The 18,849-nt window shown below is 70.1% G+C and carries 16 protein-coding genes, 1 tRNA gene and 1 pseudogene; 6 read left to right on the forward strand and 12 right to left on the reverse strand.

All coding sequences use genetic code 11. The features are described 5' to 3' along the window. Nucleotides 1–4: 4 nt before the first annotated feature. The 4 genes from ACIBAF_RS34025 to ACIBAF_RS34040 all read right to left on the reverse strand — a co-directional run bounded on the left by ACIBAF_RS34025 (nucleotide 5) and on the right by ACIBAF_RS34040 (nucleotide 4,000). Nucleotides 5–490: a hypothetical protein gene (locus tag ACIBAF_RS34025; RefSeq protein WP_399468059.1), complete on the reverse strand. Its 486-nt coding sequence runs from the start codon at nucleotides 488–490 to the stop codon at nucleotides 5–7. A gap of 14 nt (nucleotides 491–504) precedes the next feature. Continuing rightward, nucleotides 505–1,971, reverse strand: coding sequence for an FAD-binding oxidoreductase (locus ACIBAF_RS34030; protein WP_399468060.1), 1,467 nt, complete (start codon nucleotides 1,969–1,971; stop codon nucleotides 505–507). Nucleotides 1,972–1,974: 3 nt separating this feature from the next. Further along, nucleotides 1,975–3,594 (reverse strand): Dyp-type peroxidase, encoded by a 1,620-nt coding sequence (locus ACIBAF_RS34035; RefSeq protein ID WP_399468061.1) that lies wholly within the window; start codon nucleotides 3,592–3,594, stop codon nucleotides 1,975–1,977. 332 nt (nucleotides 3,595–3,926) lie between these two features. Further along, nucleotides 3,927–4,000 (reverse strand) — tRNA-Thr (locus ACIBAF_RS34040). 176 nt (nucleotides 4,001–4,176) lie between these two features. Here ACIBAF_RS34040 and ACIBAF_RS34045 point away from each other — a divergent pair. From ACIBAF_RS34045 to ACIBAF_RS34065, 5 genes and pseudogenes are all read left to right on the forward strand, one after another. Beyond that, nucleotides 4,177–5,001, forward strand: a pseudogene (locus tag ACIBAF_RS34045) (RNA-guided endonuclease InsQ/TnpB family protein); the annotation flags it as partial. Between the two features lie 115 nt (nucleotides 5,002–5,116). Continuing rightward, nucleotides 5,117–5,512, forward strand: coding sequence for an RNA-guided endonuclease TnpB family protein (locus tag ACIBAF_RS34050; protein WP_399468062.1), 396 nt, complete (start codon nucleotides 5,117–5,119; stop codon nucleotides 5,510–5,512). 312 nt (nucleotides 5,513–5,824) lie between these two features. Then, complete coding sequence (locus ACIBAF_RS34055) at nucleotides 5,825–6,913, forward strand: ABC transporter ATP-binding protein (RefSeq protein WP_399468063.1); 1,089 nt, start codon at nucleotides 5,825–5,827, stop codon at nucleotides 6,911–6,913. Between the two features lie 281 nt (nucleotides 6,914–7,194). Then, the gene (locus tag ACIBAF_RS34060) at nucleotides 7,195–7,674 is read left to right on the forward strand and encodes a hypothetical protein (RefSeq protein WP_399468064.1); all 480 of its coding nucleotides are present in this window, start codon (nucleotides 7,195–7,197) and stop codon (nucleotides 7,672–7,674) included. Between the two features lie 94 nt (nucleotides 7,675–7,768). After that, nucleotides 7,769–8,500 carry an NDP-sugar synthase gene (locus tag ACIBAF_RS34065; protein ID WP_399468065.1) on the forward strand — a complete coding sequence of 244 codons (732 nt, stop codon included), beginning with the start codon at nucleotides 7,769–7,771 and terminating at the stop codon, nucleotides 8,498–8,500. A 118-nt stretch (nucleotides 8,501–8,618) separates the two neighbouring features. On the opposite strand, the gene ACIBAF_RS34070 is transcribed toward ACIBAF_RS34065, so the two are convergent. The 6 genes from ACIBAF_RS34070 to ACIBAF_RS34095 form a co-directional block, all read right to left on the reverse strand. Continuing rightward, on the reverse strand, nucleotides 8,619–10,319 hold the full coding sequence (locus ACIBAF_RS34070) for a DoxX family membrane protein (RefSeq protein ID WP_399468066.1): 1,701 nt from the start codon (nucleotides 10,317–10,319) through the stop codon (nucleotides 8,619–8,621). Nucleotides 10,320–10,560: 241 nt separating this feature from the next. Continuing rightward, complete coding sequence (gene rlmB / locus ACIBAF_RS34075) at nucleotides 10,561–11,502, reverse strand: 23S rRNA (guanosine(2251)-2'-O)-methyltransferase RlmB (RefSeq protein WP_079661468.1); 942 nt, start codon at nucleotides 11,500–11,502, stop codon at nucleotides 10,561–10,563. Between the two features lie 97 nt (nucleotides 11,503–11,599). Further along, nucleotides 11,600–13,000, reverse strand: coding sequence for a cysteine--tRNA ligase (cysS, locus tag ACIBAF_RS34080; protein WP_399468067.1), 1,401 nt, complete (start codon nucleotides 12,998–13,000; stop codon nucleotides 11,600–11,602). A gap of 156 nt (nucleotides 13,001–13,156) precedes the next feature. Continuing rightward, entirely contained in the window at nucleotides 13,157–13,681 is a 525-nt protein-coding gene (gene ispF, locus ACIBAF_RS34085; protein WP_399468068.1) for a 2-C-methyl-D-erythritol 2,4-cyclodiphosphate synthase, read from the reverse strand. Then, the gene (ispD, locus tag ACIBAF_RS34090; protein WP_399468069.1) at nucleotides 13,671–14,423 is read right to left on the reverse strand and encodes a 2-C-methyl-D-erythritol 4-phosphate cytidylyltransferase; all 753 of its coding nucleotides are present in this window, start codon (nucleotides 14,421–14,423) and stop codon (nucleotides 13,671–13,673) included. The genes ispF and ispD overlap by 11 nt, the downstream gene beginning before the upstream one ends. Before the next feature lie 344 nt (nucleotides 14,424–14,767). Further along, complete coding sequence (locus ACIBAF_RS34095; RefSeq protein ID WP_003953493.1) at nucleotides 14,768–15,250, reverse strand: CarD family transcriptional regulator; 483 nt, start codon at nucleotides 15,248–15,250, stop codon at nucleotides 14,768–14,770. 663 nt (nucleotides 15,251–15,913) lie between these two features. On the opposite strand from ACIBAF_RS34095, the gene ACIBAF_RS34100 reads away from it, so the two are divergent. Further along, nucleotides 15,914–16,585, forward strand: coding sequence for a DUF461 domain-containing protein (locus tag ACIBAF_RS34100; protein WP_399468070.1), 672 nt, complete (start codon nucleotides 15,914–15,916; stop codon nucleotides 16,583–16,585). Between the two features lie 99 nt (nucleotides 16,586–16,684). On the opposite strand, the gene ACIBAF_RS34105 is transcribed toward ACIBAF_RS34100, so the two are convergent. After that, nucleotides 16,685–17,365, reverse strand: coding sequence for a response regulator transcription factor (locus ACIBAF_RS34105; RefSeq protein ID WP_015659563.1), 681 nt, complete (start codon nucleotides 17,363–17,365; stop codon nucleotides 16,685–16,687). After that, a complete protein-coding gene (locus ACIBAF_RS34110; RefSeq protein WP_399468071.1) occupies nucleotides 17,362–18,681 on the reverse strand; it encodes a sensor histidine kinase in 1,320 nt (439 codons plus the stop codon). The genes ACIBAF_RS34105 and ACIBAF_RS34110 overlap by 4 nt, the downstream gene beginning before the upstream one ends. Nucleotides 18,682–18,849: the final 168 nt, after the last annotated feature.

Here is an 18,849-nt window from a genome sequence, read left to right on the forward strand (position 1 = left end):
GGGGTCAGGGGATGAGCACGGACGGCGGTTCGGCCCAGGAGCCGTAGCCCGGCGGCTTCGCGCCCATCGGATGCGTGCCGGCGGCGACCCAGACCAGGCCCTCGCGGTGGCCCTGCGCGGTGACGACGTGCTCGACGTCGTCCGCGGTCGCCCCGTAGAGGTTGCGGTAGTCGCCGGAGAGCGGATACCAGCGGCCGAGATACCAGAGCTTGATCAGGCTCACGGCGATCGGCCCGAACCGCGGGCTGTTGATCACGTCCTTCTTGAAGGCCGTGCCCTTCTTCGCCTTCCGGTCCTTCTCCAGCGCCTCGGAGGCGTACCGGAACAGCTGCCCGGCGTCACGCTCGCCGATGATCCGCAGCAGCGTGTCGTAGTACGTGTCGACCATGCCCGTGCCGGCCAGCTCCGCCCGGTCGAAGCCGGTGAGCGCGACGGAGACGTCGACGAAGATCTGCTTGGGGGTGGGGGGTGGCAGGGTGCCGTTGCCCATGCGGGTGCTCCCGGTCAGGAGGGGACGAAGGTGCGGTTGAGGGGGCTGAGATCCAGCGGGCGGGACAGGTCCGGCTCGAAGGTCGAGTCGACCGACTGCTGGAAGCGGAAGAACCCGTCCGGGTCGGCCGCCTTCTTGATCCGCTGGAGCCGGTCCAGGTTGGAGCCGTAGTAGGCCGTGGCCCAGTCCTCCTGGAGCGGGTCGATGTAGTTGACGTACGCGCCGTGGAAGTCCGCGCTCAGCGCCTCGCCGAAGTCGTAGGCCCACTCGACGTTGGCCCGCGTCTCGGCGGGGTCGTTCCAGATGGCCTTCAGCTCGAACACATACCGCTTGTCGCGGTGCGGATAGGGGCCCTGCCCGATGAGAGCCGGGTCGTTGACCTTGCCGCGGCCGTGGGTCCAGACCACGAAGCTGTCCGGCGAGGGCGCGCCGGCCATCGCCTTCCGGACGGCTTTGATCATGTCCTTCGTCCAGCCCCCGTCGCCGATCATCCCCGAGCGGATGTAGGCCTGCCGGTCGCCGACCAGCGTGGACCGGCCGATGGCCATCTCCAGCGTCGGCAGCGGCACCGAGTACAGCCGGACGTCGAAGGGGTTCAGCTTGAGCATCGGCCGGAGCTGCTCGATGCCGTCGGCGTACGGGCCGTTGAAGACCGGCGTGATCCGGAAGCTGGGGATCTTCCGGGTCGGCTCGGCCGGGTCGGGGTCATGACCGACGTACCCGTAGGCGGCCATCGCCCCGGGAACGTCCCGCGCCCACGCGTCGTAGGCGCCGATCACCTCCTCGGCCCGCTCCAGCGGGAAGGAGAGCCCGCCCCCGAGGACGGTCTTCGCCGGCGGCTCGTGCAGTTGCAGCGTCATCTCGACGGCGACCCCGAAGTTGCCCCCGCCACCGCCCCGGCACGCCCAGAACAGGTCCCGGTCGTCCTGCGCGGGAGCGTCCGCGGTCAGGGTGCGCAGCGCGCCGGAGGCGTCGACGAGCTCGATCCGGGTGACGTTGTCGCTGCCGAGACCGTACGAGCGCGAGACGAAGCTGTAGCCGCCGCCCTGCAGGAACCCGGGCAGCCCCACGGTGAGACAGCCGCCGCCGACCGGGATCAGCGGGGCGGCGCTGCGGGCGACATGGCCGTAGACGTCGTTCCAGGTGGCGCCCATCTGGACGGTGAGCTGATTCCTGCTCCGGTCCAGCGTCATGGCCTTCATCAGCCCGAGGTCCAGGACGATCCCGCCCCGGTTGAGGCAGTACCCGGCAGCGCTGTGTCCGCCGCCGCGCACCGTCAGCGGGAGGTCGACCTCCCGGGCGAAGCCGATGGCCAGCGCGACGTCGGCGGTCGAGTCAGCGCGGACGACCAGAGCCGGCGGCGTACGGGTCCGGCCGTTGTCGATGGCGACGACCCTCGCGTACTCCGGGCTGCCGGGCTCGCAGACGTAGCCGCTCAGACACCGCGCGAGTTCGTTCACCTCGGTACGGAGGTCGGCCACGGCTCAGCTCTCCCCGGCCGCGCCGAACGCCTTGAGCGCGCTGAGACTCGGGACGAAGAAGTACTCGCCGCCCCGCATCGTCGTCCACTGCCCCACCCGCTGGGGGAAGGTGTGCGGCATCGGCGTCGGGAACCCCGGCGGGTTCGGATCCTGCGGCTTGGAGAAGTCCAGCTGGTTGTGCGAGCCGTACCGCTTCGGCCAGGGCTGCGCCACCGCGGAGTCACGCGACGTGCCGTGGGGCAGCGTGCCGATCACCGGGTCGAGGCCGCTGCCCGGGGTGAGGAAGTCCTGGTAGTTCGCCCAGGCCGCCTGGATGAACTCGAACTGGTCGGCGATGCTGCTCTGCGCGCACAGGAACAGCAGCCCCACCTTGCCGTCCGACGGCTGCGGGTCCAGAGTCACCTTCCCGTAGCTGATGCCCCGGCGGACGATCCGCTGGGTCCGCTCCTGAGTGAGCGGCACCCCGAACTGACGCTGTTTGTCGCCCCGCGGATTGGTCTTGCGGACGTGCGCCTGGAAGGGACAGCGAACGCCGTCGACGTCCCCGTCGAAGCTGAAGTTGTTCGGCTGGTCACCCAGGCCGGCCGCGTTCCGGTCCACGACCGGGGTGCCGTCCTGGAACCGGCCCACCATGTACGCCCCCGCCAGGGCGACGTCCTCGGGCGTGGGGTCGGGCTTCTTCGGGTGGGCGAAGGAGGCGATCGACTTGGCGAGGACCTTCTCGTCCGCGCGGAAGCCCTGCACGTCCTGCTCCAGCTTGCGGTACACGAAGTACGAGCCGTAGCCGGTGCTCTTGTCGCCCCCCGGGTCCTTCACCAGCACCTGGTCGAGCGGGGCGCTCGGGTCGTACCGGTCGATGCCGCCCTGCCGGTCGCGCGCGTTGTCGATGTCCCGGGCGTAGAACAGGGGCTGACTGATCCCGTCGACGAAGCCGAAGTGCTCACGCACGGGGGCGGACGGGTCCTCCTTGCCGTCCTTGTCCAGCCGCATGGCGGTGCCGGTCTCCACGTACGGGGTGACGCCGAGGGCGGTGAGTTCGTCCGTCAGCGTCTTCACGAACCGCTCCAGCCGGTCCGTGGCGTCGTCGGCGACGATGACCAGGGCGTGCAGCTGCTGCTGGAAGGGCGCCTCCCAGTTCTTCGACTCCGGGTCGTTGAGGAGCTTGGTGCGGCTCTTGGCCCCGGCGGCGAAGGACGGGTCGTCAGGCATGCGGTGCGCGTCCAGCTTGAGGGCGCGATAGCCGTCGGCCGAGAGCAGCACACCGACGAAGGTCTTGCTGACGGACTTGACCAGCGCGTCCGCCTCCTTCGCGGACATCCCGTTGGCGCGGACCAGTTCCCGGAAGTCCCGGTACGCCTTCGCCTCCTCCCACTGCCGCAACGCCGAGGTGGCCCGGTCCTCGGCGGCCATCCCGGCCAGCCACTCCCGGGCCTTCTTCCGCTGGTCGGCGGTGTCGGTCTTGAAGGTGATGAACAGATGGCGGCTGTGGTCACGCCCGTGGCTCTTGAGGATGTTGCCCTGGAGATCGTCCAGGGCCTCCCTCAGGGCCTTCTGCGTGTTGCGGGTCGGCGGGATCTCCGGGCTGTCGGGATCGATGGCCGTTTGCTTCAGATCGATTGCCATAACACCCTCATTCGCCTGAAATCGGGCACACGTAACGGCGGCCATATGCATCCCTCAGGCATATGCGGAGGGCAAGCAGGGCCCCCACGTGCACTGATGGGCACCAGAGGGAAGGCTTGCGTATGCCACCGGCATTCACCCGACCGGCCCAGCGCCCCTCCCGACAAACCCGCCGTACGAGTGACCCCCGGGGAACGCCCACTCGGACACACCCCTACGAGTCGCACGAATGAGCGACGGCCAGAAACGACGACGAACGTCGCGCGAGCGCCCAAAACACAGAGACCCTCCCGCTTCTTCAGCGAGAGGGTCCCTGATCCAACACTTCCCAGAGCCCCCTGTCGGATTCGAACCGACGACCTATCGCTTACAAGGCGATCGCTCCGGCCAGCTGAGCTAAGGGGGCACCGCGTACCACAACGCCGCACGCAAAGGCGGCTCCACTCTACACAGACCCCGTTTCCCCAAGCCACGAAGTTCTCATCTCCGCGCGAATCGAAAACTGTGCGTAACTATCCGTGCACCCGTTCGTCGATCGGTCTGACGTGCTGTTCCGAAGATCGGATCGACGGGGAGGGGTCCATGGGGAAGACCGCGGACGAGGCGGAGAGGCCGACGCCGGAAGCGGTGAAGGGCGAGGAGGCCGAGCGCATCAAGCACGAGGTCCTCGGCATCGGCGACCGCCGCAAGCACCATGCGCGCAGGGCGACCCGTCTGCAGTCCCACGCCAAGGACCCCGACGCTCGTCACCGTCTCTACCGGTTCCGCTTCTACCCGACCGAGGAGCAGGCCGAGCAGTTGGAGCGGACGTTCGGCGCCTGTAGATGGGTCTACAACGAGGGGCTGGCGCTGCGGTCCGGTGCCTGGGAGCGGCATCGCGTGAAGGTGGGATTCGCGGAGACGTGTCGGGCGTTGACGGGTTGGAAGCGGGCGGAGGAGACGGCGTGGTTGAAGGAGGTGTCGTCGACGGTCCTCCAGCAGTCCCTGCGCCATCTCGATCAGGGGTACTCCCGGTTCTTCAAGGGTGAGTCGAGGTATCCGAGACGGAAGAAGAAGGGGCGGTCGAGGGATGCGGCGACGTACGTGCGTACGGGGTTCCGCTGGGTGGAGGATCCGGAGCGGCCCGGTACAGGGTTGATCACGCTGGCGAAGCGGTGGGAGCCGTTGGACGTCCGTTGGTCGAGGGCGCTGCCTGCAGGCGTCGATCCGGTGCGGTTGTCGGTGACGCGGGATCGGGCGGGGCGGTATTTCGTGTCGACGCTGGTGGAGGAGCGAATAGCGCCCCTGCCTGTGATGTTCGTGCCGGGGACGCGGGAGCCGAAGACGGTCGGTCTTGATCTCGGGCTGGCGTCGCTCGTGACATTGGACGACGGAACGAAGGTCGATCATCCGCGGCTACTGAGGCGGTATGCGGAGAAACTGGCGCGGTTGCAGCGTGAGTTGCACAAGAAGGTGAGGGGTTCGAGGAAACCGGGCCAGGGTCCGGCAGAAGATCGCGCGGCTCTACGCGCTGATCACGGATGTGCGCAGGGACATGCTGGACCAGTTGACCACCCGCCTCGTGCACGAGAACCAAGTGCTCGTGGTGGAGGACCTGTCCGTCGCATCTCTGTCACGCGCGGGGCGCGGCAAGGGGAGCCGGCGGAAGGCGAAGCTGAAACAGGCGATCCTGGACGCGGGTTGGGGCGAGTTGCTGCGACAGCTGCGGTACAAGTGCGAGTGGTACGGGCGGGAGCTGGTGGTCGTGGATCGCTTCTTCCCGTCGACCCGCCGCTGCTCGGCGTGTCATGCCGTGGGGCCGAGGCTGGACGTCTCGGTCCGGCGATGGACGTGTCCCGGGTGCGGGGCGCTGCACGACCGGGATGTGAATGCCGCTGTGAACCTCCGGGAAGAGGGGTTGCGGTTGCTGGCCGCGTAGGAGCGGCTGGCTGCGGTACGGACCGACGGGCCGTCGGCCGGAAAGCCTGTGGAGCCCATGTAAGACCGGCCGGGCGCAGCTCGCAGGGCTGTGTGTGGTCGGCGGCGGGCGGTGAAGCAGGAACCAAGGTCAAAAGAGAGTTGCTCTGCCCCTGTCGAAAATTTCCGCGAAGTTCACATGCCTCCAGGTGCTGACAGATCCGGCGAACGCGAGGTAGCGTCCTGAGCCAGTTCACTCGTGTGGACTACACCACCACCTTCCTACAACGGATCGTCCGGCACGTTCCTGCCGGTAGAAGGGGGCCTTCGAGCCATGGCCACTGTCACTTTCGACAAGGCGACCCGGGTGTACCCGGGCTCCACCAAGCCCGCCGTCGACGGACTCGACATCGAGATCGCGGACGGCGAGTTCCTCGTCCTGGTCGGCCCGTCCGGCTGCGGCAAGTCCACCTCGCTCCGGATGCTCGCCGGTCTCGAGGACGTCAACGGCGGAGCGATCCGCATCGGTGACCGCGACGTCACGCACCTGCCGCCGAAGGACCGGGACATCGCCATGGTGTTCCAGAACTACGCGCTGTACCCGCACATGACGGTCGCCGACAACATGGGCTTCGCGCTCAAGATCGCCGGCGTCAACAAGGCGGAGATCCGGCAGAAGGTCGAGGAGGCCGCGAAGATCCTCGACCTCACCGAGTACCTGGACCGCAAGCCGAAGGCCCTGTCCGGTGGTCAGCGTCAGCGTGTCGCGATGGGCCGTGCCATCGTGCGTGAGCCGCAGGTCTTCCTCATGGACGAGCCGCTGTCCAACCTGGACGCCAAGCTCCGTGTGTCGACGCGTACGCAGATCGCCTCGCTCCAGCGCCGTCTCGGCATCACCACCGTGTACGTCACCCACGACCAGGTCGAGGCCCTGACGATGGGCGACCGCGTGGCGGTCCTCAAGGACGGTCTGCTGCAGCAGGTCGACACCCCGCGCAACATGTACGACCGCCCGGCGAACCTGTTCGTGGCCGGCTTCATCGGCTCCCCCGCGATGAACCTCGTCGAGGTGCCGATCGCCGACGGCGGCGTGAAGTTCGGCAACTCGGTGGTTCCGGTGCAGCGTGACGCGCTCTCCGCCGCGACCGACAAGACGGTCACCGTGGGCGTCCGCCCCGAGCACTTCGACGTGGCCGGCGCCGACGCCGACAAGGGTCTCGCGGTCACCGTGAACGTGGTCGAGGAGCTCGGCTCCGACGCCTTCGTCTACGGCACCGCGCAGGTCGGCAACGAGACGAAGGACCTCGTGGTCCGTGTCGGCGGCCGTGACGTCCCGGAGAAGGGCAGCACGCTGCACGTCGTCCCGCGCGCGGGCGAGACCCACGTGTTCTCGACGTCGACGGGCGAGCGTCTCTCCGACTGACGGACCGGCTGACTCACCGACTCGCTGACTCTGACTCGCTGGCTGGCTGGCTGGCTGACGAAGCGTGCCGGGCGAGGATTAAACCCGGGTGATTCACCCGGGTTGACGAAAAGGGCCCCGCGGCCTGCTGCGGGGCCCTTTTCCATGTCCGCGAAATCCCCGGCACAGCGGACATTTCGACCGGCACCCGTCAACCCCCTACCCAAAAAGGAGCACAGCTTCATCCCCCGTACGGGTGACGCAATGTCGCGACTCCATTACTGCACGCTACCCTCTCACGCGTGAAGCACTCCGCGAACCACTCCACCACCCAGCGCACGCGCGGCGGCCGGGGCGGCCCAGCCCGCCGGATCGGCCGCTCGCTCGCCCTCGTCCTGCCCGTCGTCATGGTGCTCTCCGGGACCCTCGCGGTCACCCGGGTCAACTGGTCGGGGGACCCCTCGGATTCGGTGCTGACCGCCTCCGACGTCTCCGCCGCGCACCAGTCCTCGCACGCCTCGCAGCGCGCCGCCAAGGCCCCGCAGGACATCCTGCGGGACCAGTTGCTGACCGAGCTCCAGGAGAAGGACCCGGGCATCGCCCTGACCCATCTCCAGGCGGCCGTCAACGGCAAGCCGTCGCTGGCGAGGCACTGCGCCTCCATCGCCCGCGCCCTGGGGCGCGCCGCGGTCCGTGTGTACGGGCCCTCACGCGCCCAGTCGTACGCCCGCCCGGTGTGCGACACGGCCTTCGCGTCGGGCGTCCTGGCGGCGCACAGCTGAGGCTCCGGGGTCCTGAGGCCCCCCGCCGGGCGTGCGGCTCCCTCCGAGCGGGGGAGCCGCACGTCCGGTCACGAGCGGCACGTACAGTGCGGGCATGACCGATCCGCACGCCGTGTCCCGCCCCACGCAAGCCGTCATCCTGGCCGGTGGCCAGGGGTCCCGGCTGCGTCCTTACACCGACGACCGTCCCAAGCCGATGGTCGAGATCCCCGGCACGGGGACGCCGATCATCGGCCATCAGCTCGGCTGGCTGGCCGAGGAGGGCGTGACCGACGTCGTCGTCTCCTGCGGCCATCTCGCCGAGGTCCTTCAGGACTGGCTGAAGTCGGCCGAGCTGCCCGTCAAGGTCACCACCGTCGTGGAGACCGAGCCCCTGGGCCGCGGCGGCGGCCTGAAGTACGCGGCCGCCCACCTCCCCCACCCCGACCGGCCCTGGTACGCCACCAACGGCGACATCTGGACCCGTTTCTCGCTGCGCGAGATGGCCGACTTCCACACCGAGCGCGACGCCGTGGCGACGCTCGCGTTGGCGCGTCCGCGCATTCCGTGGGGGGCTGTGCAGACCGACGGGTTCGGTCACATCACCGACTTCATCGAGGCGCCGCCCACGACGTACGAGATCAACGCGGGCGTGTACGTCTTCTCGCCGGAGTTCGCGGGGCTGCTGCCTGCGCGCGGGGATCATGAGCGGACGACGTTCCCGCATCTCGCCCGTGAGCGGAGGCTGGCCGGGTTTCCGATCCCGCAGGGGGCGTACTGGCGGGCCATCGACACGGCGAAGGATCTGACGGAGGCGGCGAAGGAGCTGGCGGCGCTGGGTCGCTGAGAGTCACTCCGCGGGCTGGGCCGTCTTTGCGCACTCCCGCGCCCCTGAAAACACTGGTGTCCCGTTCGCTTCGAAGCGAACGGGACACCAGTGCCGTTTACGGCCTACGGCGCTGCCCTCAGCCGAGCAATCCGCCCACCAGGCCCGGCTGGCCCGAGGAGGACGAGCCGCCGCCGTTGCCGTCGGAGCCGCCGTCCGAGCCGCCGGAGCTGCTGGACGCGCCGCCCGAGGAGGGGCCGGAGCTGGTGGAGGGGGCCTGTTCCACCGGGGTGGACCGCTCGGGCGGGGCCTGGCCCGCGGTGCCCTGGGTCTGGCTGGGGGCGCCGGCGCCCGCCGTGGCGGAGTCCTGGGCCTCGGAGGGCTCGCTGTCGGCGCCGGCCGTCGGGGCCGCGGAGGTGGCGCCCTGGGTGGGCGAGGTGGCCGCGGAGGGCTGCCGGGAGGTCTTGTGCGTGCCGGACTTCTCCGGGAGCGGCGAGCCTGGCAGTTCGTTGCGCGGGGGCTCGCCGGGGCCGGGGACGATCACCCGGTCGGCGTCGCGGACGGCGCCGCCGAGCAGCGAGCCGATCAGCAGGGTCAGGCCGACGACGATCGCGGTGACCAGGGCGCCGCGGCGCAGGACGTAGCGGCGCAGTTCCCACAGGTCGGAGCGGGGGCCGAGCCGGCGCCAGGCGCCGGCGGCGAGGCGGCCGTCGACGGAGTAGACGGGGGCGCCGGCGATGATCAGCGGCGACCAGGCGGCGAGGTAGATGATGTCGGGGGTGTCGTAGACCGGGACGGTCTTCCAGCTGACGGTGACGATGAGCGCGGCGGAGAGTCCCGCGCCGACGACCGCGGCGACCCGCTGCCAGCAGCCCAGGACGGTGAGGACGCCGACGACGACCTGGAGGAAGGCGATGACGAGGCCGGAGCCGATGGGGTGGTGCAGCGCGAACTGGCGCAGGGGCTCGGCGACTTCCCAGGGGTGCAGGGTGTTGAGCCACTTGACCATGGAGCCGCGCTTGCCGCCGTCGAAGTAGACGGGGTCGCACAGTTTGCTCATGCCGCCGTAGATGGAGATGAAGCCGAGGAAGATGCGGAGCGGGAGGAGGACCACTCCGAGGTTCATGCGGCGGCCGGGGTAATAGGCGTGCCGGGCCGGGTCGTCGCTCTGCCGTCGGCTGCGCGGGGCCCGGTCCTCGTCCGGGTCCTGGTCCGGGCCGGCGTCGGCGTCGGTGTCGCCGAAGTCGTCGAACCGGGCGTCGTCGTAGGCGAGTTCGTCGTAGGCGGGTTCGTCGTAGGCGCTGCCGACGGTGCGCATGTTCGGCAGGAGGCGGTGCTCGCCGGCGGCGGGGGCGCGCTGGGCGCCGACGACGGGGGTTTCGAGGGTCTGTGCGGCGAGGCCGCCGTCGTAGCCTCTGTCGCCCATGCCGACGCGGGGGATGACCTGGGTGGCTCCGGCGTCGGCCGTGGGCGGTTCGCCGTGGCCGACGCTGCCTGCCCGCACGGCCTGCAGCAGTCGGTGGGCGCCGGTGTCGTCGGGGGCGGTCTGGCCGCTCCAGACGACGGCCCGCCGACGGCCGGCGGAAGCGGCGCCCGCTCTGCCGGCCGCCCCGACGAAGGGGATGCGCGCGGTGTCATCGATGGCGCTCACGTGCCGGGCGATCCGCGGGGATTGGTTACGCCGCGCCGACGCGCCCAGCTGCACGCGGAAGCTCGCGTGGCTGACGATGATCTGCGCCGGATCGCTCGGCACCTTCACCATGCTCAGCGCGGGAGCGTCGTCGAATCCCGACGAGCGGTCCCCCGTGGGAGTGCGGGGTGTTCTGGTGTCCACACTCATCTAACCGAGTGACGTGTGTTTAGGACACTGCTTTGACCCGCCGGATCTGTCCGGACTCCGTCAAGGTTGCACTACCCGCCGGGATTAACCCGTTCGAGTGAACTTTCGGACGCCCGTCCGGAAGCGTCACGAGCGGGTCCGAGCCGGTCCGAACCAGTCGGGGCCGAGCCGAGCCGGCCCGTGCAGCGCGGCCGGAAGGACCTGCCCCGCCCTGCCCTGCCGCGCTCCGCCCCATCCGCCGTCAGGCCCTGCGTCGAGCCGCCTCGTACAGGACGATCCCCGCCGCCACACCGGCGTTCAGCGACTCCGCGCCACCCGGCATCGGGATGCGCACCCGGTAGTCGCATGTTTCGCCGACCAGCCGGGACAGGCCCTTGCCCTCGCTGCCGACGACGATGACGAGGGGGCCGTCCAGGGCGGCCAGTTCGCCGACCTCGTGCTCACCGTCGGCCGCGAGGCCGACCACGACGATGCCGGCCTTCTTGTAGGCCTCCAGCGCGCGGGTGAGGTTGGTGGCGCGGGCGACCGGGGTGCGGGCGGCCGTGCCGGCGGACGTCTTCCAGGCGCCGGCCGTCATACCGGCCGCGCGCCGCTCGGGGACGACGACGCCGTGGCCGCCGAAGGCGGAGACGGAGCGGACGACGGCGCCCAGGTTGCGCGGGTCGGTCACGCCGTCGAGGGCGACGATCAGCGGGTCCTCGCCGTCGTCGTAGGCGGCCGCGGCCAGGTCCTCGGGGTGCGCGTACTCGTACGGCGGGACCTGGAGGACCAGGCCCTGGTGGTTGAGGCCGTTGGTCATGCGGTCCAGCTCGGGGCGCGGCGCCTCCATGAGGTTGATGCCGCCGCGCTCGGCCGCGAGCTGGAGCGCCTCGCGCACCCGCTCGTCGTTGTCGATGAACTGCTGGACGTAGAGCGTGCTCGCGGGCACGCCGCCGCGCAGCGCCTCGACGACCGGGTTGCGGCCGACGACCATCTCGGACGTGCCCTTTCCGCCCCGGCCGCGCTGCACGGGCCGGCGCACGGCCTGCTTGGCCTTGGCGCCGGCGATGCGGTTCTTCTTGTGTCCCTTGCGCATCTCGGCGGGCGGGGTCGGGCCCTTGCCCTCCAGGCCTCGGCGCCGCTGGCCGCCACTGCCGACCTGCGCGCCCTTCTTGCCGGACATGCGGCGGTTGTTGGCTGCCATGAGTTACTCGTCTCCGTGAGCTTGGTGTGTTCGTATGTACGTCTTATGCAGTGTGCCGCCCGGGAGGCCGGGCGGCACAGTCGATCTAGGTGCGGAGTCAGCGCGGGCCGAGGCTCCAGCGCGGGCCCTGCGGCCCGTCCTCGATGGCCAGGCCGGACTGGGTGAGCTGGTCGCGGATGGCGTCCGCGGTCGCCCAGTCCTTGCGTGCGCGGGCCGACTCCCGCTGGTCGAGGACGAGTCGGACGAGGCTGTCGACCACGCCGTGCAGGTCCTCGCCCCGGCTCTCCTCGCCGGCCCAGTGCGCGTCGAGCGGGTCCAGGCCGAGGACGCCGAGCATGGCGCGGACCTCGGCGAGGCGGGCCACGGCGGCTTCCTTGTCGTCGGCGGCGAGGGCCGAGTTCCCCTGCCGGACCGTCGTGTGGACGATGGCCAGGGCCTGCGGGACGCCCAGGTCGTCGTCCATCGCCTCGGCGAACGCGGGCGGCACCTCGGCGGCCGGTTCGACGGCTCCCCCGGCCTTCTCGACGACGCGCTGCACGAAGCCCTCGATCCGCGCGAACGCCGACTCGGCCTCGCGCAGCGACTCCTCGCTGTACTCGATCATCGAGCGGTAGTGGGGGGTGCCGAGGTAGTAGCGCAGGACGATCGGGCGCCACTGCTTGACCATCTCGGAGACGAGGACGGAGTTCCCGAGGGACTTCGACATCTTCTCGCCGCTCATGGTGACCCAGGCGTTGTGCACCCAGTACCGGGCGAACTCGTCGCCGAAGGCCTTGGCCTGGGCGATCTCGTTCTCGTGGTGCGGGAAGATCAGGTCGAGGCCGCCGCCGTGGATGTCGAAGGCGGAGCCCAGGTACTTGTGGGCCATCGCCGAGCACTCCAGGTGCCAGCCGGGACGGCCGCGGCCCCAGGGCGTCTCCCAGTCGGGCTCGCCCGGCTTGGTCGCCTTCCACATCGCGAAGTCGCGCGGGTCGCGCTTGCCGGTGATGCCCTCTTCGGTCGGCTGGCGCAGGTCGTCGATGTCCTGGTTGGACAGCGCCAGGTACCCGGGGAAGGACCGCACGTCGAAGTAGACGCTGCCGTCGGCCTCGTAGGCGTGGCCGCGCTCGATGAGGCCGCGCATCATCTCGATCATCTCCGGGACGTGCCCGGTGGCGCGCGGCTCGTACGTGGGCGGCAGGCAGCCGAGTGCCTCGTAGCCGTCGTTGAACGCCCGCTCGTTGTCGTAGCCGATGGACCACCAGGGGCGGCCCTGGTCGTGCGACTTGGCGATGATCTTGTCGTCGATGTCGGTGACGTTGCGGATGAACGTGACGTCGTAGCCGCGGTACTCGAACCAGCGGCGCATGATGTCGAAGTTCAGGCCCGAGCGGATGTGCCCGATGTGCGGGGCCGCCTGCACGGTGGCGCCACAGAGGTAGATCGAGACACAACCCGGCAGGAGCGGGGCGAAGTCACGGATCTGCCGGGCGCTGGTGTCGTACAGGCGAATGGTCACCACTCCAGGGTAGTGGGCGCGGGGCAGTGCACCACGCCCATCCCTACAAGGGCCGCGCATTCTTGAACCCTCCCCGCTCGGACAAGAGGGATTCCTGGCTCACGCCCCCGAGACACGACACCCGACGGCATAGGTACGGCACGGGTACGGCACAGGTCAGGACGTGCGGACCACCAAGGCCGTGGCGACCGCCATCAGCCCTTCGTCGCGTCCCGGGAAGCCGAGGCCGTCGGTCGTCGCGCCGGACACCGACACGGGGGCTCCTGCCGCCTCCGACAGGATCTTCTGCGCCTCGTCGCGCCGCTTGCCGATCTTGGGGCGGGGGCCGACGACCTGTACGGCGATGTTGCCGACGGCGAAGCCGGCCGCGCGGACGATCCGGGCGGCCTCGGTGAGCAGGGTGACGCCCGACGCGCCGGACCATTCGGGGCGGCCGGTGCCGAAGTGCTGTCCCAGGTCGCCGAGTCCTGCGGCGGAGAACAGCGCGTTGCAGGCGGCGTGCGCGACGACGTCCGCGTCGGAGTGCCCGGCCAGGCCGGGTCCCTCGCCCTCCCACTTCAGGCCCGCGCACCACAGCTCGCGGCCTTCCTCGAAGGCGTGGATGTCGGTGCCGATGCCGACCTGGGGAAGCGGGACGCCCGCGAAGGGCGGCACGGATGCGAAGGGCGTCTCAGAAGCCATCGTTGAGCCTCCTGCGGGCCAGGACCGCCTCCGCGAGGACCAGGTCCAGCGGGCGGGTGACCTTGAAGGCCTCCTCGTGGCCGGGCACGACCACGACGGTCAGGCCGAGTTGCTCGACCATGCTCGCGTCGTCGGTGACGTTGTCCGTGACCGTCTCGTGGGCGCGGATCAGGGTGGCGCGGTCGAAGCCCTGCGGGGTCTGGACGGCGCGCAGGCGGGCGCGGTCGGGGGTGGCGACGACCGGCTCGGGGTCGCCGGGGGTCGCGGCCGGTTCGACCTCCTTGACGGTGTCCGCGAGCGGCAGCGCCGGGACGACGGCGGGGGCGCCCTCGCGGACGGCCTCGATCACGGCGTCCACGGTGTCCACGGGGACGAGGGGCCGGGCGGCGTCGTGCACGAGGACGATGTCGTGGCCGGGCGGCAGTGCGTCCAGGCCCAGTTTCACGGACTCCTGGCGGGACTCGCCGCCGGGGACGACCAGGAAGTCGGTGCGGTCGGGCAGCGCGTGCGCGTCGAGGAGGGACTTGACCTCGGCGGCGCCGTCGGGCGGGGCCACGACGACGACCAGGGAGACGGCGCGGGAGGCGGCCAGGGCGCGCACCGCGTGGATCAGCATGGGCGTGCCGCTCAGCGTGCGGAGCGCTTTGGGAGCGCCCGGACCGAGGCGCACGCCACGTCCGGCGGCCGGAATCACCGCGGCCGTGCGGGCGGGCGCGGGGGAGGGACGCGAATCGTCAGACATCGGTTCCTGTCAGGTTTGTGTGCTGGCCTGGCGTGGGTATGGCCTGGGAAGTGCCGGGCGCGACGCCTTGACCGGACCCTTCCGTGACGTACGGTCGAGGCAGCAGCCCGGGCCCGGCACACCCAGTATCGAAGTACCGCAAGCGGAAGTACTGCAGAAGTACGCAGAAGTACCGGGGGCGCCTTCGGCGCCGGGGTTCGCTCTCGGAGGTGCTCGAGGGTGCAGGGCGTACGGCGGTGTCCGAGCGCGAACATGCCGCAGCGCCCGGCGACGGTTGATACGTCATCGGGCACCGCGGCATTTCAGTGTTCTTCAGTGTGCTGAAGCCGGTAGTCGGGCCGGCGTCAGGACGCGAGAACCTCGTCGAGCAGCGCTTCGGCCTTGTCCTCGTTGGTGTTCTCCGCGAGAGCGAGCTCACTCACCAGGATCTGACGAGCCTTGGCGAGCATGCGCTTCTCACCGGCGGAGAGTCCGCGCTCGCGCTCACGACGCCACAGGTCACGCACGACTTCCGCGACCTTGATGACATCGCCGGAGGCGAGCTTCTCCAGATTTGCCTTGTAACGACGCGACCAGTTCGTGGGCTCCTCGGCGTACGGCGCGCGCAGCACCTCGAAGACCCGGTCCAGCCCGTCCTGACCGACCACATCACGCACGCCGACGAACTCCGCATTGTCCGCTGGCACACGTACCGTCAGGTCACCCTGGGCGACCTTCAGCACCAAGTAGGTCTTGTCCACGCCTTTGATCTGGCGAGTTTCGATGGCCTCGATCAGCGCGGCCCCGTGATGGGGATAGACCACGGTGTCGCCAACCTTGAACGTCATGTGACAGGTACCCCTTCCGTGGCTATCCAGGGTAACACGGAAACTGCGGGTTCTGAATGGCGTTTTCGCAGGTCAGGGCATATCTCGGGGCTTGACAACAGCAACAGGGACGTGCTGCGCAGGGGCTGCGGAGGCAGGTATTCGCAGGTCGGAGCGGCTCTCCGAGGGGGGAGAAACGCGCACGTTACACACATCCGGAGGCCCACGCGAACGGTCGAACGTCCACATATGTCCGCTTCCAAGCGTGCGACTTCCGCTACTCCGTTCGGTGCGTGCGGCCGGATACGAGTCGTTTCCGGAATTGATCATCGGCTCTTCGAGCGGGGCTGTGATCAATTCCGGGGATCGCCTCGTTTTCCTTCACGGAAAATCCGCGCGTGGACGTCGAGCGCGCTTATGTGAATGGCGGACCGCCCGGAAGAGCGCGGGAAGACGAGGAGAAGACGGCCGGTGAAGCCAATGTGACTCGCGGGTCAGTTGTGGTGGTCGGGACGGTGGTGGCGAAGCCCTGCCAGAGCATCCGTAGGGGCGTGGGATCGCTCTAGAGGCGGGTCGGGTGCGGCGGCGCGGGAACGGCTCGGTAACCTAAGGCCCGCTGACAGACCCTTAGGACGGCTTGATTCAAAGGAAAGCCGCCCGCGTGTTCAAGGAGTTGCCGCCGCCGTGAGCAGCAGCCTTCGACGCGGCGCCCTCGCCGCCTCCGTCATCGCGTTCTCGATCGCCTCGCTCGCCGCCTGCGGCGCCGGCAACGACTCGCAGACCCTGGAGATCAAGCCGGACAACGCCGCCGCGAGCGTCGGCGCCATCAAGCTGCAGAACGTCGTCGTCATCACCCAGCCCGACCTGGAGTCGACCGGTCCCGCCGTGATCTCGGCGACCGTCTTCAACAGCGGTGACCACGCCCAGACGCTGGACTCCGTCGTCGTCGACGGCACCGGCAAGTCCGCCGAGCTCAAGCCCGCCAAGGGCAACGGCAAGGTGACCGTCCCGGCCGGCGGCTCGCTCGTCATCGGCGGCGCGGACAACGCCTCCGCGGTCCTGCCGAGCAGCCGTGAGGCCGTCCAGGACGGCAACGCGCAGAAGATCACGTTCACCTTCAGCGACACCGGCGAGATCAGCCTGCGCGCGTTCGTCGTCCCCGCCGAGAGCTACTTCTCCGGGTGGGGCCCGAGCAAGATGCCGACCGCCTCCCCGAAGCCGTCGAAGTCGCCCTCCGGCAGCGCCTCGCCGTCCGGCAGCGCGTCGCCCTCCGGGTCGGCGACCGCGGGCGGGGCCGCCGCGTCGGGCTCTCCGTCCGCCTCGGCCTCCCCCAGCTCGTCGGAGACGGGCCACTGAGCCTGAGCCTCGTACACGTGTGAAGGGCGGTACCCCAGGTGGGGTACCGCCCTTCACACATCCCCGACTCGCCCCGGGGTTCACGGAGCGAACCCCGGTTTACGGCTCGAACTTGTACCCGAGCCCCCGGACCGTCACCAGGTAGCGCGGTGCGCCCGGGTCCGGCTCGATCTTGGCGCGGAGCCGCTTGACGTGGACGTCCAGGGTCTTGGTGTCGCCCACGTAGTCGGCGCCCCAGACCCGGTCGATCAGCTGCATGCGGGTCAGGACGCGGCCGGCGTTGCGCAGCAGCATCTCCAGGAGGTCGAACTCCTTGAGGGGGAGGTCGACCTTGGAGCCGGAGACCGTCACGACGTGGCGGTCGACGTCCATGCGGACCGGGCCGGCCTCCAGGGCCGCCGGGGTCACCTCCTCGGGCTCCCCGCGGCGGCGCAGGACGGCCCGGATGCGGGCGACGAGCTCGCGCGAGGAGAAGGGCTTGGTGACGTAGTCGTCGGCTCCTATCTCCAGGCCGACGACCTTGTCGATCTCGCTGTCCTTGGCGGTCACCATGATCACGGGGACGTTGGAGCGGCCGCGCAGCTGGCGGCACACCTCCGTGCCGGGCAGGCCCGGCAGCATCAGGTCGAGGAGGACGAGGTCGGCGCCGTTGCGCTCGAACTCGTCGAGTCCGTCGGGCCCTGTGGTCGCGACGGCGACCTCGAAGCCCTCCTTGCGGAGCATGTACGACAGGGCGTCGGAGAAGGACTCCTCGTCCTCGACGACGAGCACTCGGGTCACGGAAGGACCTCCGGGGCGGAAAGCGTCTGGTACGCGGTCGAATCGGGGGAAGAGGCGCGGGATGGTGCTGGTGCGGGGTGGTGAGGGGAGGAGTGGGCGACCTCGTCGAGGTCGTCGACGTCGTCGACCTCGTCCGGGTCCGGGTGCTGATGCGCGCGGTCGCGGGCCGCGCCCGCCTCCGGCAGCCGCAGGGTGAACGTGGAGCCCTGGTTCTCGGCGCTCCACACCGTGACCTCCCCGCCGTGCGAGGCGGCCACGTGCTTGACGATCGCCAGCCCGAGGCCCGTGCCACCCGTCTGGCGGGAGCGGGCCGGGTCGACGCGGTAGAAGCGCTCGAAGATGCGCTCCTTGTCCTTGTCGGAGATGCCGATGCCCTGGTCGGTCACGGCGATCTCGATCAGATCCCCGCCGGGCGCGCTCACCCTGCGTGCGGCTATGCCGACGCGGGTGCGGGCGGGCGAGTAGTTCACGGCGTTCTCGACCAGGTTGCCCAGGGCCGCTGCCAGCTGGCCCCGGTTGCCGAAGACCCGCAGGTCGGCGGTGCCTCCGGCGGCCATGGTGATCTGCTTGGTGCCGGCCTGGTGCCGGCAGCGGTCGACGGCCTCGGCGACCAGTTCGTCGACGCCGACCGGTTCGGCGTCCTCAAGGGGATCGTCGTTCTGGACCCTCGACAGGTCGATGAGCTCCTGGACCAGGCTGGTCAGCCGGGTGGCCTCGATCTGCATCCGGCCGGCGAACCGCTCCACCGCCTCAGGGTCGTCCGAGGCGTCCATGACGGCCTCGGAGAGGAGGGAGAGCGCTCCGACGGGGGTCTTCAGCTCGTGGCTGACGTTCGCCACGAAGTCCCGCCGCACCGCCTCGATACGACGGGCCTCGGTGAGGTCCTCGACGAGGAGGAGGACGAGCCGGGAGCCCAGCGGGGCGACTCTCGCGGATACGGCGAGGGCCTCGCCGCGCCCGGTCCCGCGCCGGGGAAGGTCCAGCTCGACCTGGCGTATCTCCCCGTCGCGCCTGGTGTCCCGCGCCATCTTCAGCATGGGCTCGACACTGAGCCGGCCGCCGCGGACCAGCCCGAGGGCGTACGCGGCGGAGCTTGCCTTGACGACGGCGTCGGCCTCGTCGAGCACGACGGCGGAGGAGCGGAGCACGGACAGGACGGTGTCCACTCCCGGCGGAAGCACCGGGTCCGTGTGCAGGGAGGTGCGCGTGGGGCGCTTCTGCTCCCGCTCGCTCCAGCGGAACGCCAGCATGGCGATGACACCGGTGAGCACCCCGGCGATCGCTGCCGCTGCGGCGACCGCCGCGTTCACGTCCATGCACCCAGGTTAGGCACGGGTTCCGTCCTGGCCACAGCCATCGAGGTGCGAGCTCGAACACTCGTCGCCCAGAGTTCACCTTGGAGCCAGTGGTGGTTCATTTGAGGTGACGGAAATCGACGCGTACAGGGCGGAGCGTGGGACCGTGGGGTTCGCAGCACCGGTTCC

Source organism: Streptomyces sp. NPDC051677, assembly GCF_044453465.1.
Classification (GTDB): domain Bacteria; phylum Actinomycetota; class Actinomycetes; order Streptomycetales; family Streptomycetaceae; genus Streptomyces.

Bases quoted from the DNA above. Each gene is read 5' to 3' on its own strand.
- ACIBAF_RS34025 (WP_399468059.1), bottom strand. From the start codon at position 490: ATGGGCAACGGCACCCTGCCACCCCCCACCCCCAAGCAGATCTTCGTC.
- ispD (WP_399468069.1), bottom strand. From the start codon at position 14,423: ATGTCTGACGATTCGCGTCCCTCCCCCGCGCCCGCCCGCACGGCCGCG.
- ACIBAF_RS34110 (WP_399468071.1), bottom strand. From the start codon at position 18,681: ATGGACGTGAACGCGGCGGTCGCCGCAGCGGCAGCGATCGCCGGGGTG.
- ACIBAF_RS34070 (WP_399468066.1), bottom strand. From the start codon at position 10,319: ATGAGTGTGGACACCAGAACACCCCGCACTCCCACGGGGGACCGCTCG.
- ispF (WP_399468068.1), bottom strand. From the start codon at position 13,681: ATGGCTTCTGAGACGCCCTTCGCATCCGTGCCGCCCTTCGCGGGCGTC.
- rlmB (WP_079661468.1), bottom strand. From the start codon at position 11,502: ATGGCAGCCAACAACCGCCGCATGTCCGGCAAGAAGGGCGCGCAGGTC.
- ACIBAF_RS34065 (WP_399468065.1), top strand. From the start codon at position 7,769: ATGACCGATCCGCACGCCGTGTCCCGCCCCACGCAAGCCGTCATCCTG.
- ACIBAF_RS34035 (WP_399468061.1), bottom strand. From the start codon at position 3,594: ATGGCAATCGATCTGAAGCAAACGGCCATCGATCCCGACAGCCCGGAG.
- ACIBAF_RS34055 (WP_399468063.1), top strand. From the start codon at position 5,825: ATGGCCACTGTCACTTTCGACAAGGCGACCCGGGTGTACCCGGGCTCC.
- ACIBAF_RS34095 (WP_003953493.1), bottom strand. From the start codon at position 15,250: ATGACGTTCAAGGTTGGCGACACCGTGGTCTATCCCCATCACGGGGCC.